11 protein-coding genes are annotated in these 17,899 nt (G+C 37.7%); 6 read left to right on the forward strand and 5 right to left on the reverse strand.

The annotated features are described in order from the left end of the window. Window positions 1-106: 106 nt before the first annotated feature. On the reverse strand, window positions 107-946 hold the full coding sequence (locus H5968_RS11430) for a metallophosphoesterase (RefSeq protein ID WP_187040052.1): 840 nt from the start codon (window positions 944-946) through the stop codon (window positions 107-109). A gap of 63 nt (window positions 947-1,009) precedes the next feature. Between H5968_RS11430 and H5968_RS11435 the strand changes: the two genes are divergently transcribed. Continuing rightward, window positions 1,010-1,330 (forward strand): hypothetical protein, encoded by a 321-nt coding sequence (locus H5968_RS11435; protein ID WP_187040053.1) that lies wholly within the window; start codon window positions 1,010-1,012, stop codon window positions 1,328-1,330. Here H5968_RS11435 and H5968_RS11440 read toward each other — a convergent pair. After that, window positions 1,278-2,486, reverse strand: coding sequence for a phosphatidylserine/phosphatidylglycerophosphate/cardiolipin synthase family protein (locus H5968_RS11440; RefSeq protein ID WP_222620650.1), 1,209 nt, complete (start codon window positions 2,484-2,486; stop codon window positions 1,278-1,280). The two genes, H5968_RS11435 and H5968_RS11440, sit on opposite strands and share 53 nt — an antisense overlap. Window positions 2,487-2,880: 394 nt before the next feature. Here H5968_RS11440 and H5968_RS11445 point away from each other — a divergent pair, with 394 nt between their 5' ends. Together H5968_RS11445 and H5968_RS11450 are read left to right on the forward strand one after the other, a co-directional pair. Then, window positions 2,881-3,504, forward strand: coding sequence for an HPF/RaiA family ribosome-associated protein (locus H5968_RS11445; protein WP_187040055.1), 624 nt, complete (start codon window positions 2,881-2,883; stop codon window positions 3,502-3,504). A 189-nt stretch (window positions 3,505-3,693) separates the two neighbouring features. Beyond that, on the forward strand, window positions 3,694-3,888 hold the full coding sequence (locus H5968_RS11450) for a hypothetical protein (RefSeq protein WP_187040056.1): 195 nt from the start codon (window positions 3,694-3,696) through the stop codon (window positions 3,886-3,888). Window positions 3,889-3,984: 96 nt separating this feature from the next. Here H5968_RS11450 and H5968_RS11455 read toward each other — a convergent pair whose 3' ends face one another. Beyond that, on the reverse strand, window positions 3,985-4,446 hold the full coding sequence (locus tag H5968_RS11455; protein ID WP_096568161.1) for a pyridoxamine 5'-phosphate oxidase family protein: 462 nt from the start codon (window positions 4,444-4,446) through the stop codon (window positions 3,985-3,987). Between the two features lie 294 nt (window positions 4,447-4,740). Here H5968_RS11455 and H5968_RS11460 point away from each other — a divergent pair, with 294 nt between their 5' ends. From H5968_RS11460 to metK, 3 genes are all read left to right on the forward strand, one after another. Then, a complete protein-coding gene (locus H5968_RS11460) occupies window positions 4,741-5,361 on the forward strand; it encodes a DUF5132 domain-containing protein (RefSeq protein WP_187040057.1) in 621 nt (206 codons plus the stop codon). After that, window positions 5,321-8,293, forward strand: a complete 2,973-nt coding sequence (locus tag H5968_RS11465) for a cation-translocating P-type ATPase (protein ID WP_187040058.1) — start codon at window positions 5,321-5,323, stop codon at window positions 8,291-8,293. The genes H5968_RS11460 and H5968_RS11465 overlap by 41 nt, the downstream gene beginning before the upstream one ends. A gap of 63 nt (window positions 8,294-8,356) precedes the next feature. Further along, window positions 8,357-9,541, forward strand: coding sequence for a methionine adenosyltransferase (gene metK, locus H5968_RS11470; protein ID WP_096568166.1), 1,185 nt, complete (start codon window positions 8,357-8,359; stop codon window positions 9,539-9,541). Window positions 9,542-9,986: 445 nt separating this feature from the next. Here metK and H5968_RS11475 read toward each other — a convergent pair whose 3' ends face one another. Continuing rightward, window positions 9,987-14,660, reverse strand: a complete 4,674-nt coding sequence (locus H5968_RS11475; RefSeq protein ID WP_187040059.1) for a response regulator — start codon at window positions 14,658-14,660, stop codon at window positions 9,987-9,989. A 262-nt stretch (window positions 14,661-14,922) separates the two neighbouring features. Then, window positions 14,923-17,886: a methyl-accepting chemotaxis protein gene (locus H5968_RS11480; RefSeq protein WP_187040060.1), complete on the reverse strand. Its 2,964-nt coding sequence runs from the start codon at window positions 17,884-17,886 to the stop codon at window positions 14,923-14,925. Window positions 17,887-17,899 lie beyond the last annotated feature (13 nt).

Raw genomic sequence — 17,899 nt, forward strand, 5'->3', positions numbered from 1 at the left:
TTTTGGAAAGGTAATTGGTAATGGGTAATGGGTAATGGGTAATGGGTAATTAGGTTATTCATCTTCCCCCAGTTCCCAGTCACCAGTCCCCAGTCACCAGTCCCCTTTAAACCAGTGTAATAGCTGTTACTTCGGGTGGACAATACCAACGTCCGGGGGGGAAAGTTCCTAAACCACGATTGACATACAATTGATTTGTACCTAGATTTGTCGTTATTTGATGTAGTCCTTGACTCCATTGCCAATTTTCTACGACTTTTGGCCATTTACCCTTCGTAAAAGGTATCCAAGGCCAAAACAATTCAGGTATTTTGTGACGGGAAGAAGAAATCCAATTTGGTAAAGAACCTACACCGGGAATCACAATTTGACCCCCGTGAGTATGTCCTGACAATTGTAAATCTACACGCCAATTTTGCAAAACTACTGCACTATCAGGATTATGTGATAAAACAATACGGGGAATATGAATATCTAAGGAATTCATTACAGGTGCTGGATGAAATTCTGGAGACCAGAAATCAGCGAGTCCTACTAATGCTAAATGTGAACCTAAAGGATAGGCGATTTGATTCCAAAGTACCTCAATTTCTACACCTGTTAAAGCTTTAGTAATTTCTGTTTGGGAGTGAGTATAATAAAGGTCATGATTGCCCAAGATAGCATAAACACCAGCGCGACTTTGCAGATGTTTTAACTGTTTGGCGAGTTGATAAATTGGTTGGGGATTATGAGTAACAAAATCGCCTGTTAATACTATTAAATCTGGTTTGAGTTGATTGGTGAAATCTATGGCTTGTGCGAGTAAATCTTCTGCTAGTAATAAACCATCATAATGAAAATCTGAAAGTTGTACAATTTTAGTGTTTTGTAGATATTTAGGTAATCCGTTGATTTTTACATTTAAGGATTCTATGCTTAATGGTTCTGAAAGTATTTTAATCATATTTACTCAATGTTGATGATTTATTAAAAGGGCGAATTATATTCAATAATATTATTCTAACTGTTGACTACTGACTCCTGTAAGGGCGTTCGCGAAGCGTGCTGGAAGCATCAGCATTCGGGCGATAAATTATCAATTTTTATCACAGGTTATTTTCCTGTAAGGGCGAAGCATTCGGGCGATAAATTATCAATTTTTATCACAGGTTATTTTCCTGTAAGGGCGAAGCATTCGGGCGATAAATTATCAATTTTTATCACAGGTTATTTTCCGAATGCTTCGCCCCTACTTCGCCCCTACTTCGCCCCTACTGAATTTTTACCTTTTATAATTATAATTGCCAACGCAAAAATAACATTAATCTACCTAACAACTTTTGCTTAATATTTGTCTTTCTCCATTCTGATATATTAATCTGATGACTGTGAGAGAAACCATTCATGAAAAACTGTTCCACAAATTGAGCTAATTTAGACTCAGATAAAGAAATATTCAACTCATCATTATGGAACATACTGCGGGGATCTAAGTTGGTGCTACCTGTACTGACAAAATTATCATCAATAAGTAAAACTTTGGCGTGCATCATGCTGGGTTGATATTCATAGATTTCTATTCCTGCTTTTAATAAATCTCCATAACCTTGACGTACTGCATCATAGACTAAGGGTTTATCATTTCTTGATCCCATTGTGAGAATACGAAGATCAACGCCTCTTTTTTTTGCTTGTAATAAAGCTCGCCAAGAGTTACTATCAGGTAAAAAGTAGGGACTAGCTATCCAAATGCGTTTTTTTGCGGCTAGGAAAGCTGTATAAAAAAGGGCGCAGATAGAAGAACTTGGAGATGGTGAACTACTAGGGGTTACTAGCATAGTTAAACTATTATTTAAATTATTATTTAAACTATTATTTAAACCACCGACAACTGGAGTTTTAAATAGTTCTGATCTGAGACTGGCTACACCACCTTCATACAACCAATGTTGCATGAAAATTCCTTCTAGGATAACAACAATTTGCCCGGTAAAACAAATTTCTACATCTAACCAAGGAGGGATGATTTTTTTAGGCATAATGCCATCCCAATGATCAGAAACTCCCATACCGCCAACAAAGGCAATTTCTCCATCAATTAATAATAATTTGCGGTGGGTGCGGATGTTATAAGTAAAGGGTGCTTGCCAATTAAATTGATGAAAAAATCGGACTGCGACACCGCCAGCTTTTAACCGCTGCCAATATTTTGGTGAGATAGAGTTTACCCCCATGTTATCTGCTATAAATAGCACTTCTATTCCTGCTTGCGATCGCTCAATTAATGCTGTAGCAAATTCATCAGTCCGCTGACCAGGAGTCATGAAAAATGTTTCAAAATGAATTGTTTTTTGAGCGCGTTTCACTGCCTCTAGTCTAGCTTTATAAATAGCATCTATATCAAACCAAAATTGTTGTAAATAACCAGATGTAAGGAGTGAATTTGACACACTCATCATTGCTGGCAGAAAATGAGGTTCATCCAAACTGGGAACATCTGTCATTCTGTACTTAACTTTTTTATGCCAAGCAATTCTTAAATACAGGATAAATAAAACCAGTACCAATAAAACCAGGATAAATCCGCCAATGAGACAGATTATGTACCAAATTAAGTTAGAATTAAAATGCAATGGTTGACATATTTTAACAACAAATTTTATTATAAATTATAATTTTTATAATTTTATTATAAATATAATTCTTGATAATTCTTGCCTGTTGACCAGTCAAATAATACTTTTGGTATATACTTACGTTAAAAATATCTAGCCTTGGGTTGAAGAAAAATAATTATTTTCTTGTTTAGAATTGATTAATGTATAATAAATCTGTAAGTTGCGACATTTTTGTATTTGGTTTGTATTTTTTTGATGAGAGTATTTGGATTAGAAATGTATGAAAATTCAACCAGAAATTACCTATCGTAATGTAGAGAAATCAGAGGCAATTGATAATTTAGTTCATGAAAAAATTGCCAAACTAGAGAATATTTGTAATTACATCAATAGCTGTCATATTGCTATTGAAAAAATCCATGATCGTCCCCGTAGCGGTTCTCCTTATCGAGTGAGAATTGATCTGACTGTTCCGCCTGGCCATGAACTAGCAGCGGAAAAAAATCCGGGTGAGGGTGTTCAATATCAACCGTTAGATGCAGTAGTGAGAGAAACTTTTGATGCTATGCGTCAGCAGTTAGTTAAACTGACTCAACTGCAACGTGCAAGTGAACAAGCTGGCAGATATGAGGAAGCGCAAGAAAGTACAGGTTTGGTAACAAAATTATTTCGAGAAGATGGCTATGGTTTCCTGAAAACTTTAGATGGAAGGGAAATATATTTTCACCAAAATAGTGTTTTACATCACGACTTTGACCGTTTAGGAATTGGTACTGGTGTGCATTTTTCCTTAGAAGATGGGGAAGAAGGACCGCAAGCAAGCACTGTAAAAATAGTTGATAAACCTGGTGTGCGTGCTGGTAAATCTTCAGAAAAATTGGTGGAAACTCCTTTAGATTGGTAGGATTTAATAATGGACAATTGACAATGAACAATTGATAATTAATTATTGCCTCTCCCTGTAAGAGAATGAAAACAGCGGATTTTTTGATTTTTTCACCTTCAAAGGAGAGGTTTTCAAGTTTGAATACAATAGTCAATTATCAACTGTTAATATCAATTATCAATTGATCACTTATTGGCTGGAAAGGATATGAATACACAAATTGATGAATTGAAAAAAACAGCATCTCAATTACTGGCAGCAATGCTATCTAATCCTCACATTTACCCTCAAGTTAGTGATGAGGGAGGTTATGGAAATTTGGAACAGAAATTAATTATTGCATCTGTAGAAATGGCAGAGAAATTAATTGAGCAGATTGACAAAAATAGTTCAAAAAAATGATCAATATCAATTTTTTTTTCAAGGGCGAAGCATTCGGGCGAACAATGATCAATTTTTCTCCCAGGCTATTTTTTGAATGCTTCGCTAGATTCTACCTTAACGGTGAGAGAGTTCTAAAAAACTAATTTTTTGTGGTATAAAACTTGATGAACTTTCCCAATAATCTGCTTTGTTAATATTGACTTTTAGCAAAGCAATATTCGGTTCATCTATTCCTTGGGGAAACCAAGTTTGTAATTCGGGTTTCCATTTCTCTTGTAATTTATTTCTATCTTTCACCAGTTCTGCTGTACCGGAAATAGAAATATATCGCTGTTGATCAGGTGAAGAAAAACTCACATTTACTTGTTGACGACGTTGAATTTCTAAGACTTTATGAGAATCAGCAAAGGTAAAGAACCAAAGTTTACCATCTGCATCAATGTCGCTAAAAATAGACATAGGACGACTATGTAAACTACCATCATCATCGACTGTAGTTAACATAGCATTGTCAATGTCTTTAATCAGTGTACGCAACTGCTGAGTTTTTTGATTGTGTTCTTGTGAATTTGCCATTTAGGTATTTTTTTATTTAGTAATGGGTAGCTCATATCTTTTTTAGTATTAATGTTTTTAGATTCCTATTACATGAGTCTATAGGTGTAATTCTCACCTTAGTAATTAAGTTGCTTAGTGTATAACTAAAGAAAGATTTTTAGAAAAAAATTAGAGAAAAATGATAATTTTGTTTAGGGATTACAAATAATTATGTAACTTGAGGATGATGGCAATAGCTAGTAATTTTTATACTATTTTTTTATACTATTTTAGTGATTGACTGGATCAACTGATAATAGGAGAGATGTAAAAATGGCATCTACATTAGACACAATTATTGAAGGTTTGACAGCAATTGTCTTTTCACCTGTGATTTTACCGATTGCATCAGCAATGAAACAACCTGTAGTCCAAAATACTATTAAAGATAGTATTTTGTTATCAGAAAAAGTTAAGGATGCAGTTGCAGAAATGGGTAAAACGGTAGAAAAAGTAAGCGCAGATGCAAGAAAGGAGAAACCAGAAAGTTTTCCATCTAGAACTCAATCTAGAAGTCAATTTAGAAATCAATCTAGAACTTATGGAAATTATTTCACAAATGGTAAATCAGAAGCAGCAAAAGATTTAATCAATGTCATCTCTGATATTAATACAGATGTGGCAAGAATGACAAATGGTGTTGCTGATTTACGAGTGATATTACCTGTAGGAATTGGTTTACTTTCGCTGCAACAATTGTTAAGAAAAGGATTTCAATTAGAAGAAATACCTTGGTATATATTGGCTTGGTATGCTTTTGATATTTTTACCAGACTAAATTTTGAGGATGAAACTCAATTAACAAATTTATCAATTAATACTGTTTCAATGGAATTTCAGGAGCAACAAAGTAGTGATTCAAATAATACACAGCAATGTCAAAGGGAGAGCTAGATATAAAATTGATGAACTTTATCGTTCGCAGTCATTAAAGATATATTTGGAGCGATCGCTTGCTAATTACCCAGAAATTATTTCTGTTGCTGCTAATGTGTTAACTAGCAATATTTTGGTTATTTTTCAACCAGATGTTAGCTATAGAAAAATTGCATATTTTATTGATAAAGCTTTATCGGCATATAAAGATAAGGCTGGATTTACTGATGTTGAAACATTAGTAAAACCTACTAAAAAAGATAAGTTAACTGTATCCAAGTATGAGCAAAAAACCGAAAATTGGCATTTAATGACAGCGGATAATGTTCTGCAATCATTAAATACTTCCCATATCTCAGGATTATCTAATGAAACTGCCAATAAACACCTGAATAAATATGGTAAAAACCTATTATCAGCAACAGTAACACGCTCACAAATCAGTATGTTAATTGAGCAGTTTAAATCATTACCAGTTGCTTTATTAGGTGTTGCTGCGGGAATTTCTATTTTCACTGGGGGAATTATTGATGCTGTCGTTATTTTGGGTGTAGTTGGTTTAAATGCTGCTATTGGTTATGTTACAGAAAGTCAGTCAGAACGCATTATTAATTCCCTGAAAAATCGCTCAGAAAAATCTATTTGGGTAATTAGAGATGATAAACTACAAGAAATACCTACAGAAAATGTAGTTTTAGGAGATATTTTAGTTCTTAAACCTGGTAGTTATATTGCCGCAGATGCGAGAATTATTGAAGTTGATAATTTAACTATTGATGAATCTGCTTTAACTGGGGAAAGTGTTCCCGTTTCTAAAAATCCCACATTATTACATGGTGAAGATGTACCTTTAGCTGATCGTTTGAATATGATTTATAAAGGTACATTAGTTATTAATGGACAGGGTTTAGCAGCGGTAATTGCTACAGGCAAATTTACCGAAATGGGGAAAATTCAGCAATTAGTTAGTGAAGCAACAACAACCCAAACTCCCCTTGCTAAACAATTAGATCAAGTGGGTAGTCAACTGGTTTTTATTAGTATGGGATTATGTGGTTTAGTGTTTGGAATGGGAGTTTTACGGGGATATAATTTATTAGCAATGTTGCAATCTTCTATATCTTTAGCAGTTGCAGCAGTACCCGAAGGTTTACCAACAATTGCTACCACAACCCTAGCTTTAGGCATTCGTGATATGCGAAAAAATAAAGTTATTGTTCGCAGTTTGAATGCAGTAGAAGCATTAGGTTCTGTGCAAACTATTTGTTTAGATAAAACCGGAACTCTCACAGAAAATAAAATGTCAGTGGTGGAAATAGTCACCGACAGTAAACATATTCAAGTCAGGGATGGTGAATTTATTACTGGGGAAAAAATTATTAATCCCTACACTTATAATGAACTATTAAAATTAATTCATGTAGCAATTCTTTGTAATGAAAGTGAAGTTAGTAAAAAAAATGATGCTGATGAATATCTGGTTACAGGTTCAGCTACAGAAAATGCCTTGATTTACACAGCGATTAGTGCAGGTGTAGATGTGATGGCATTGAAAGAAAAATATCCTTTACTGCAAACTAATTTGCGTTCTGAAAATCGCAACCTTATGAGTACAATTCATGCAACTCATAATTGTCAGCAAATGGTGGCTGTGAAAGGAAATCCTGCGGAAGTTTTACAACTTTGTCATCGGTGGATGAAAAATGGTGAAGTTGTACCTTTGATAGCAGAAGACCGACAGAAAATAGAAATAGAAAATGATCGTTTAGCAGGAAAAGCGTTAAGAGTTTTGGGTGTGGCTTATGGTTATATTGAGGAAGTGGAAAATAACAATAATCATGAATCAGATTTAATTTGGTTGGGTTTGGTGGGGATGGCTGATCCAATTAGAAAAGGTGCAAAAGAATTAATTGCCAACTTTCATCAAGCGGGAATTAATACGGTAATGATTACTGGTGATCAAAGTCCTACAGCTTATGCGATCGCTAAAGAATTAGAATTAAATCGACATCCCCAATTAGAAATTCTTGACTCTAATAACCTCAATAATCTCACCCCGGAAGCATTAGCAGCACTCAGCGACAAAGTAGATGTTTTTGCCCGCATTAGTCCTAGTAATAAACTGCAAATTGTTCAAGCATTGCAGACATCGGGTAAAGTTGTTTCTATGACCGGTGATGGTATTAACGACGCACCTGCATTAAAAGCTGCTCAAGTCGGTGTAGCAATGGGTAAAGAAGGTACAGATGTCGCCCGTGAAGTTGCTGATATTGTCTTAGAAGATGACAGATTAGAAACAATGATGATTGCGGTTAGTAGAGGCAGAACAATTTACAACAACATTAGAAAATCTGTACATTTTCTCTTAGCTACAAATCTCAGCGAAATTATGGTGATGACAACCGCTACCGCAGTCGGTATTGGTGAACCTTTAAACGCAATTCAACTGCTATGGTTGAACTTAGTAACTGATATTTTCCCTGGACTTTCTTTAGCTATGGAAGCACCAGAACCAGACGTATTAAATCAACCTCCGCGTAACCCAAATGAACCAATTATTAAAAATACTGATTTTGGGAGAATTGTGTTTGAATCTGCTGTCATTTCTATTAGTACCTTAGCTGCTTATGGTTACGGTATTTTTAAATATGGAATTAGTCCTAAAGCTAGTACCTTGGCTTTTATGACTTTGACTTCTGGCCAGTTATTACATACTATTAGCAGTCGTTCTGAAAAACACAGTATTTTTAGTCAGGAAAAATTACCGCCTAATCCTTATTTAACGACTGCTGTTGTTGGTTCTTTTGGTATTCAAATTTTTGCTTTGGTTGTGCCACAGTTACGGAGTTTGTTGAAAATTGCCCCGTTGAATATGGTTGATACTGCTGTAATTTCTGGTGGTGCTTTGTTGCCATTGTTGGTAAATGAAGGGACTAAAAAAATCAGTTGATAAGATATTTTGATAACGAACCACAGAGGCACAGAGAACGCAGAGAAAAGAGAGGATTTTTTTATGAAAAAGGATTTTATGTTTACGTCGGAATCGGTGACGGAAGGGCATCCTGATAAGCTTTGTGATCAAATTAGTGATGCTATTGTAGATAGGTTTTTACAACAAGATCCCTATGGGAGAATTATTACAGAATGTGCTGTATCAACAGGTATTGTTTTTATTGCTGCGAGATTTGAACCTAGTGCAAATGTGGATTTTACTAATATTGCTAGGCAGGTAATTGAACAAGTTGGTTATCAACAAACAGAATTCAATGGTAAAAATTGTAGTATTTTAACTAGCTTAACAGAATTGCCTCCTGAAGAATATCATTTATTTGATGAAAAGATTTTATCTGATGCGGAAATAGAGAAAATTACTGTCAAGAATCAAGCTACAGTTTTTGGTTTTGCTTGCAATCAAACTTATAATTTTATGCCTTTACCGATTTGGTTAGCACATAAATTAGCTCGACAAATTAGTGAGGTGAGAAAGCAAAAAATCCTCTCTTATCTTACCCCAGATGGTAAAACCCAGGTAGGTGTTGAATATAAAAATCGTCAACCTTATAGGATTCACAGTATTACAGTTATCGCTAGTCAAAATCAATCACCAAAACCAAATTTACAACAATTACAAGATGATATTAGAGAAACTGTGATTGATCCTGTGTTTGCAAATGAAGCAATTAAACCTGATGCTAAAACTAGAATCTTTATTAATCCTGATGGACCATTTATTATTGGTGGACCCACTGCCCATGCAGGTTTAACTGGTAGAAAAAACGCTATTGATACCTATGGTGAATATTCTAAACATAGCGGTTCGGCGTTAAGTGGTAAAGACCCCATTAGAATAGATAGAATTGGGGCTTATGTTGCTAGATATGCTGCTAAAAATGTTGTTGCTGCAAAGTTAGCTGATGAGTGCGAAGTACAATTAAGTTATTCTATCGGACTTTCTCGACCTGTGAGTGTGCAGGTGGAAACTTTTGGCACTGGGAATATTTCTGATGAGGAAATTACTGCTATTTTAGAGAAACATTTTGATTTTCGGTTAGCAGGAATTATTAAACAATTTAATTTAAGGTTTTTACCTTCATTAACTAAAGGTGGGTTTTATCGCAAGCTTGCTGCTTATGGTCATCTGGGTAGAATTGATATAGAATTACCTTGGGAAAAGTTGGATAAGGTGGATGTATTTTGAATTTGGGGTTAATAATTAGGGCTTGCTGAAAAAGTTATCTGTGAAGGACCAGTGACAGGTGACAGGTGGCAGGTGACAGGTGACAGTTTCAGCTATCTGTCATCCTATAATTTCCTGATTTATCAGACCCAAAATGCACACTTTTTCAGATATACACTTTAAAATCCTTGCATCTTTTTCTTGTTTATTAGCCTCAAACCTTCAATATATCTAGCTTTTGTCTTTATTCAGCAAGCCCTACTTACAGCACTTTCCGGTGTAATGAGGTACACTATGGGCGGTCAAGACTTGTACTGAGCTTGTCGAAGTATGCCCACCCCACAAGAGTTTTATGATTATGATTTGTACCTCATAGCCATAAAATCTGCTGTAAATGTGAAAGGAGAATGAAAAGTCAAAAGTCAAAATTCAATAACTCCTGACTCTCCCAGTCCCCATTCACCCCCTAAGCCGTTACTAACTTCTCACCTTTGAGCATCCGAGTAGCGGCTTCTAATAGTGCTTCTTCTAAATAGGGTTTAGTAAAGTAACCACTAGCACCGAGTTGAACAGCCATTTGTTTGTGTTTGTCTGCACCGCGTGAGGTCAGCATAGCTATAGGTAGGTGATTAAGACTACCGTCTTTTTGAATACGGGAAAGCAATTCCAGACCGTCACAGCGGGGCATTTCAATGTCACAGAAGACAATATCGCAAGGTAAACCAGAACGCAGCTTATCCCAAGCTTCTTGACCATCACGGGCTTGTTCAACACGATAACCAGCTTTGGTAAAAGTGAGAGAAAGTAATTCCCGGACAGTAATAGAGTCATCGACAATTAACACTGTCGGATCAATCTTCACCTCTGGAGCGTTATCTACAGGAAGAGCCGTTCTTCGTTGCCAAGAGCCACCACCAATTTGTTTAGACATCTTACCTTGGAAGATGTCAATAATTTCTAAAACGTCGGCAATAGGCATAATGCGACCATCACCGAGAACTGTAGCACCAGCCACACCACTGGGTTTAGGTGCCGGTCCTTCAAATTGCTTAATGACAATTTCCTGTTCACCCAACACTTGGTCAATCTGGATAGCGACCATTGTATTACCTGAGCGCAAAACAACCACAGAAATTGTGTCATCTTCTCGTGTGTTGCTGTAGACGTTACCGCGAGCAATATGACGATTGAAAACCAAAATTTCCTGTAAAGTTCGGAAGGGTAGGACTGTTTCCCGCCACCAAATAAACGATTGTCCATCCGCATCTTTCTGAACATCTGTAACGGGTATATCTAATGTGTCTTCCACGCCATCCATTGGGAAAGCAATTCTTGACTTGTTGGAAATACAGCAGAGAGCTTTACAAATACTCAGGGTGAGTGGTAGGCGAATAGTAAAGGTAGTTCCTTTACCTAGTACCGAATCAGTGGTGACAGTACCACGAATTTCGTTAATATCAGTTTGAACTACGTTCATACCCACACCCCGACCTTTGATATCATCAACTTGATCGGCTGTGCTGAAATTGGGCAGAAACAAAAGTTCATAAGCTTCTTGGCGAGATATGGTTTTTGCTTCTTCTGGTGTAATCACACCTTTTTGCAGTGCCTTCTGTTTTACCTTTTCGTGATCAATACCGGCACCGTCATCACTGACAGCAATTACAGTTTGATTACCTTGGTGGAAAGCGCGGATCTTGATTGTTCCCACAGGTGATTTACCCGCAGCTGTGCGAACTTCTGGAGTTTCAATACCGTGAGAGATCGCATTATTGAGCATATGGGTGAGGGGATCTGTCAGATGATCCAAAATCATCTTGTCAACTAATGTATTTACCCCTTCTGTCATCAGTTCTACTTGTTTTCCATATTTGATGCCGTTATCCCGCACCCCTCGACGCAACCGATCAACAGATTGAGCAAAAGGCACCATTCGCGCTTTAGTTATTCCTTCTTGTAGTTGGCTGGTGACTTGGCGGAACTGTAGTGCTACTCGTTCAGTTTCTTCGGTAACAAAGTCAATGTCGCTGGCTGACTCCCGAACTCTGACAATGTATTCTATGGTTTCTTGAGCAAGTAGGTGAAATTCGGTAAACTCGTCCATTTCTTCGGAGGCAAAACCCCGATCATTGGAACTGTTGTAACCTTTTTCTCTGGCTCTGCGACTCTTCAATAGTGAAGCTTCCAAGAGCGATCGCTCGTATAATTCTTGCATCCTTGCGCCCACATCGGAAAGATGTTGAATTTGAATCAATAAGTTATCTAATGATTGTCGCAGACGCTCATGATCCTGTTCTAAGGTATTGCGATTAACCACCAACTCCCCAACTAAGTTGCTCATTTCATCCAGTTGCTTGACTGGAATTTTCATGCTTTCTTCTCGAACACGACGAGTAGCCGGACGTGGCACTTTGCTAGTATTTGAGTTTATCCCTCTTCCTGATGAGTTAATTGTTTGATCTGCTTGTTGAAGTAATTCCTCCAAGTCTTTAAATTCATCTGGTATGTCTGAAGACACAGCTATATTTTTAGCTTTTGCAGCCACAGGTGGACTCGGTTTTGGTGGCGTTTGTGGTATCTCTGTTGCTGAAGCATTATCTGTACCCAGTAATGCTTCTAAAGCCGCAAAATCTGCGTCTGGAATGGACTTTGGATTGGGGGTTTCTAATTCTTCTTCATCGAGTAATGCTTCTAACTCTGCAAATTCATCTACTGCATTTTCTGAAGTATTGAATACTGCCAATTCTGCCAGTTCATCTACTACATTTTCCGCAGTATTTGTGGTTGTGGTTTCTAACTTTAATCGTTGAGAATTTGCTGCTTCTAGTGTTAGAGGTAGCCTTAGAGGCGTTTGAGCAAATAAATCTGTTGTAATTTCTTCTTGTTCTAAAGCCAATTCTGGCAAATCAACATCTAAGGAAAGATCAAAGGAAAGATCAATATCTATCCCCAGATTTTCACTTATATCCTGCTCTAATACCTCTGGCTGTTTTTCCTCACTAAGATTGCGATCATTGATCGCTGTCTTTGTGGTTTCCTGGTGATCTTCAATTGACTGAATTACTGTGATCTTCTCCCAGGAAAGTGATACATCCTCATTACTGTTGTCATCAAAACCAGCAAATATATCCAATTCCAAATCAGCATTTGTCTGAGCAGATGGAACGGTAAATTCTGCTATAAAATTCATTGCTGCTGGTTGTTGGGAAAAGCTATCAATTTCCGGCAATAACACCTGATTATTATCTGCTGTGGGAGAAGTGGAAGGAGCATTTTCTAAATCAGCAAATAAATCATCTCCACCAGATGTCAACCAGGAATCTCCTATCTCTTGTTGTTGGTTTTCAGTAAAATCAAAGTCTGCTAAATAAAAGTTGAGGTTAGATGACTGCTGACTATCAGCTACAGTTTCCCCAAAACCTGCAAATAAACTTTCTTCTAATTCCTTAGCCACATCCTGTTCTAATTCAGCAGCATTTAACTGTGCTGGTTCTGAATCCATTTCTGTCCAGAAGCTATTAAGATCATATTCAGGTGCAGCGGCAGAAATTGCTTCTTTTGTATTGAGATTTAAAGGCAATAAATCATCAATTTCTAAATCATTTGTTGTGGCTGTTGTATCTGCTTCAATTTCACCAAACAAATCTAAAGACAAACTTTCTGGTTGAGATTGTATCTGTTCTGATGTAGGTTCTTCAACAGTCAGTTCCTCTAGAAAATCAGTAGTTGTAGTTCTTAATAAGTCATCAAAACTGTTTTCTTCTACCGTGGATTCTGGTTGAGTTAATTTCTCTTGATCAAATGCTAATGGTGCATGATTTTCTGATTTCAAGATTACAGGAATATCACTATCTTCAACCTGAGTATCACCAGTTCTTAATTGATTGATGGTAGTGTCTGGTATTTGTTCTTGTTCCCATCTTTCAAAATCGGGAGACTCACCTTGAAATAAATCTTCTAGAGTATTGAACTCAGCAATGCCTACTTCTAGTCCATTTAAGTTAGTAAGATCACCACTGAAGTTGAGTATTTCGTCATCGTTTTCAGTGAACAAGGAATTGAGACTAAAAGCATTTACATCTGTGTCATCCCTAGCGATTTCTGGCAAACTATCAAAGTCTTGAATGCTTGTATCTGCTGCTATGTCAAATTCTTCTATTGGTTCAACAATTGCGCTGCTATCCAGTACATTATCTGTATGTAATTCTTGTATTTCTAGTGTATCGTTAGAGGATGTGATTGGCTGTGGTTTTTCCTCTGCCCAATTTAGTTCTAACAACTCCAGTTCTGGAATTAGCTCCAGTGCTTCTAATTCTTGACCAATGGTTATTTCTGCTTCTTTACCGTGAATAACTAATTCTTGAGCTTGTTTGATTTCAGTAATAATAATTTTGGCTAAAGTGAGATAACTATTATCAGGATTGGCGATCGCATTATTGGCAGATTGACACAATTTAGACCAATTAGGCAAATTAAATTTTTCACCAAGTTTAAATAATTGCTGACAGCATGACTGTAAATTTTCCCTAGATGAAGGTGTGCTGCTTTGTTTAAAAAGTTGCAGCATTTCCCGCAGGGATTGTAGGACTTGACTTTGAAAATCTGACCAATTATTTTGGCTGACTACTGGCGGTTTTTGGGTACTTACTGGAGGTACAACTTCCTGTTTTGGTGGTGGTGTCGGTGCAGATACAGCAATGGGGGTGTTAATATTTCCTGATTGTAAAAGTTTTTCTAGATGCTGATTTAGTTCTGCAAACAGCGGTTCAGTTTCGGACATCAAAGTATTTGCAGTTTCCTCTGACAGACCAAAGGGACTACCCAAATTATCCAACAAAGCTTTTAAAGTATCAGAGACACTCAAAAACAAAGACTCTAGTTTTTGGTCAACCTCAACTCGTTGCTCTTTAAGAACTTTAAAACTATCTTCCAGCCTGTGAGACGTATGCTGAATACTGGTCAATCCTAGCATAGCCGCCCCTCCTTTAATGGAGTGAGCAGCGCGGAAGACTTCGTTGATCATTTCTGGGTCATTAAGGGTTTCTTGTAGGTTCAGTAACCCCTGTTCAATGGTGTTCAGGTGGTCTCTGGCTTCTTCGATGAAGTAACCCAATATCCGTTGTTGTTGTTCCAGCTGCATAAACAAGGATGAAGAATAAAGGATGAACGATTAATGAGAAGAATTCAGGAGTCAGGAGTCAGGAGTCAGGAGTATTATCTTGCTCAGGAATTAACAGATTAGAGATTTTAGAAAACATATCAATTAGGATGTTCAAAGTCTTATTTATTCTGTATTTTGTATTATGAATCCTGACTATTAATGCAGGAATAAGGCTGAATGTTGAATTTAGGATTTGGGATCTTGGATAAAAAAATCTCAAATCCAAAATTAAACACTCCCTTTACCTAGATTCAATAGTTTCCACTCGGAAGCTTTCCACAGAAGCGATCAAGTCGCGGGATACTCCCACCAAGTGTTGTAATGCTCCTGAAACTCGTTGTGCTTCTTGGGACGTTTCCTGGGCTGTGAGTTCCACTGATTGCATCACCTGAGCCACAGCCAGAGAAGTTTCCGTCTGTTCTACGGTATCAGCGGTAATTGAGCGCACCAGACTGTCGATATGACCAGCTACTTCGATAATGTCTTCTAGCGATCGCTTGGCTTCTTCTGCCAATTTTGTCCCTTGAATTACCTGTTGTGTACCTTCTTCCATCGCTGTCATTACAGAGCCTGTATCGCTCTGGATTTGCATGACGATTTGTTCAATTTCTTTCAAAGACTTGGCGGATTTGTCTGCTAACTGCCGCACTTCATCGGCAACAATTGCAAACCCCCGTCCGGCTTCTCCGGCTCTGGCAGCCTCAATACTGGCGTTAAGTGCTAATAGGTTAGTGCGAGAAGCAATCTGGGAAACCAAGGCAACGATAGAGTTAATTTCTTGCGAAGATTCCGCCAACCGTTTCACTTTTCGCGTAGTTTCTGCCACTGTTTCCCGAATTTCCAAAATCCCCGCTACCGTATTTTCTACCGCCTCTCCCCCCTTCACTGCGATCACGCTGGCATCACGGGCTACAACTTCTGCTTCTTTGGCGGCATCTGCTACCCGTTTAATAGATTCGGTCATGACCTGTACGGAATTAAGGGTGACAGCCAACTCTTCTGCTTGCCGCAAAGCATCCCCTGATAAGGCTCTAGCAAAGGTTTCTGAGTTGGTTGAGCCTTTGGTTACTTCCCTCGCTGCCATTTTTACCTGTTGAACAATATCCCGCAGGTTTTGAATTGTCAGGTTAAAGGCATCAGCTACTGCTCCCAAGACATCGGCTGTCACCTCGGCTTGAACTGTCAAATCTCCTCTTGCTGCCCCTTCCACATCATCTAAGAGACGAATCACTTGGCGTTGCAAGTTTTCTTTGGCTTCTTCCTGTTCCACCGCTTTCCGCTGGGCTTCATTGGTGGTCATGAAAATTACCCGTGCCATATCATTAAAGCTGGTAGCTAGATACCCTAGTTCATCTTCTGAGTAGACGGTAGCCTGAGCATTGAGATTCCCTTCTCGCACAGCATCAAACTGAGCTTGCAAATCTTTGGTTGTGCGGCGAATTTGTTTGAGTGTCAGATTTCCCATGAAACCAGCTGTCATCCCACCTGCCAGTCCTGCGGCTAAAGCCATTGCCCAGCCTGTATTTCGCACTGACTCCCGTTGGTCTGGTGGAGAAAATGTGGTAGCTCCAAAACTGACCAAAGCTGCTACTACTGCGGATGTCAAACCCACTGTACTAGCGATATACCATTGCTTTTTATCTAAAGAGGCATTTTCAAAAAATCCGAATAGACCCTGTTCAACACTGACATTGGGTTCTAGTTTAGAAACTTCTGGTTGGGTAAAGACAGGAACTGCTTCTTGCGCTCCTGTAATTGTGAATAGTTCTTCATTTCTGTCAATATCTTCATCATCAACTGAATTCATCGAGAAATCTTGAGAAAAACTACTGTTAGCAGTATTCGACCTTTCTCTTGTTTGTGATGACACACTCATTTCTCGATACTCAGATTCTCCTGTGAGGTTAAAACTGGGAATACTGCCTAAATCGTCAAATTCGTCAAAATCGCCCAGAAATTCCATATTGTTTGGGGAATTTTCTCCCTGCACATTTGGATTCTCTTCTTCATCAGTGGTAAAGCTTTCTGAACCAAAGGCAGACTCAAATGCCTCTAAATCGAAATGATCATCATCAAATTCATCTGCATGATATTTTGTATCCAAATTTATACCTTGCTCATCATCGGCAAAATTGTTGTTCACAGATGATGAAATTTGGGTACTTGTGTCAAGTTCAGGTTCAAATTCTTCTGATTTTTTTTCTCTCAAATGATCTGGTCGGTTCCAAAATGTATTTGCACTACTGTCTGGCAAATCATGTCTATTTAAATGATTATTGATTTCATGTTCTTCAATGACTACATTAATATTTTCCTGACTATTGTTGGCAATTTTCAAATTCTCCAGTTTCATATCTTCAAAGTCTGGTGAATCTTGTTCCAGCATTAATTCAGGCGCACTTGCCCAATTCTTTTCACCTGATAAATTAATTTTTCCCAAAAATGGTGAGTTAGTCTCCGCTTCACTGGTTAGTGAAATTTCCTGTTCTGAATTTGCATCCAGATCAGTTAAATAACTATTTTCTACTGATGTTCCAATATTCTCTTCAGATGAAATACCTTCTTGCCAAAAAGGAGGTAACTCTAAATCTTTTGATACTTCAGCATCATTGCTGGTTGCTCCTAACTCTGAAAATGGTTGATCCAATGCAAAAGGATCATGACCGAAATCTATTGAGCTATCTGGTAGCTTGTCAAGATCAATACTATCTAAATCACTTGTAAAAGGATTACTCAAAGACATATCTTCAAGCGAGTCTTGAGATGCTTCATAGTCACCAAACGATTTCAAATCAAAGTTGGCGTTATCCAAGTCTCTCATAACTCCTAAATCTAGTAAATCTGCTTCATCCATTACCAGACCATTAGACTCCAGATGATTTCTCTGTTGACTAGTCTCGACGGTGGATTCATCTTCACCAAAGGCTTCAAAGTATTGTTGAATACTTTCTAGGTAGTTAGTTGCAGAACCTAAAATTTCTTGATCATCTGTCAAATGGAACACCTGCTCATATTCTGCTTGGGCAATGTCGAACTGCTGCAAAACATAGTAAATGTGACCCCGCAACAGATGAGAATTGGCTTCATCTGGTGAACTATGCACCGCTTGGTCTATTAAAGTAGCGGCGAATTCATAATTTCCTTCTGTATAGGCTGTTAGTGCCTGCTGATATTTTGAATTACGATCATCTATATTTGCTGCCATATCCTCCCTCCCG

The sequence above is a fragment of the Sphaerospermopsis sp. LEGE 00249 genome (genome assembly GCF_014299995.1).
GTDB lineage: Bacteria > Cyanobacteriota > Cyanobacteriia > Cyanobacteriales > Nostocaceae > Sphaerospermopsis > Sphaerospermopsis kisseleviana.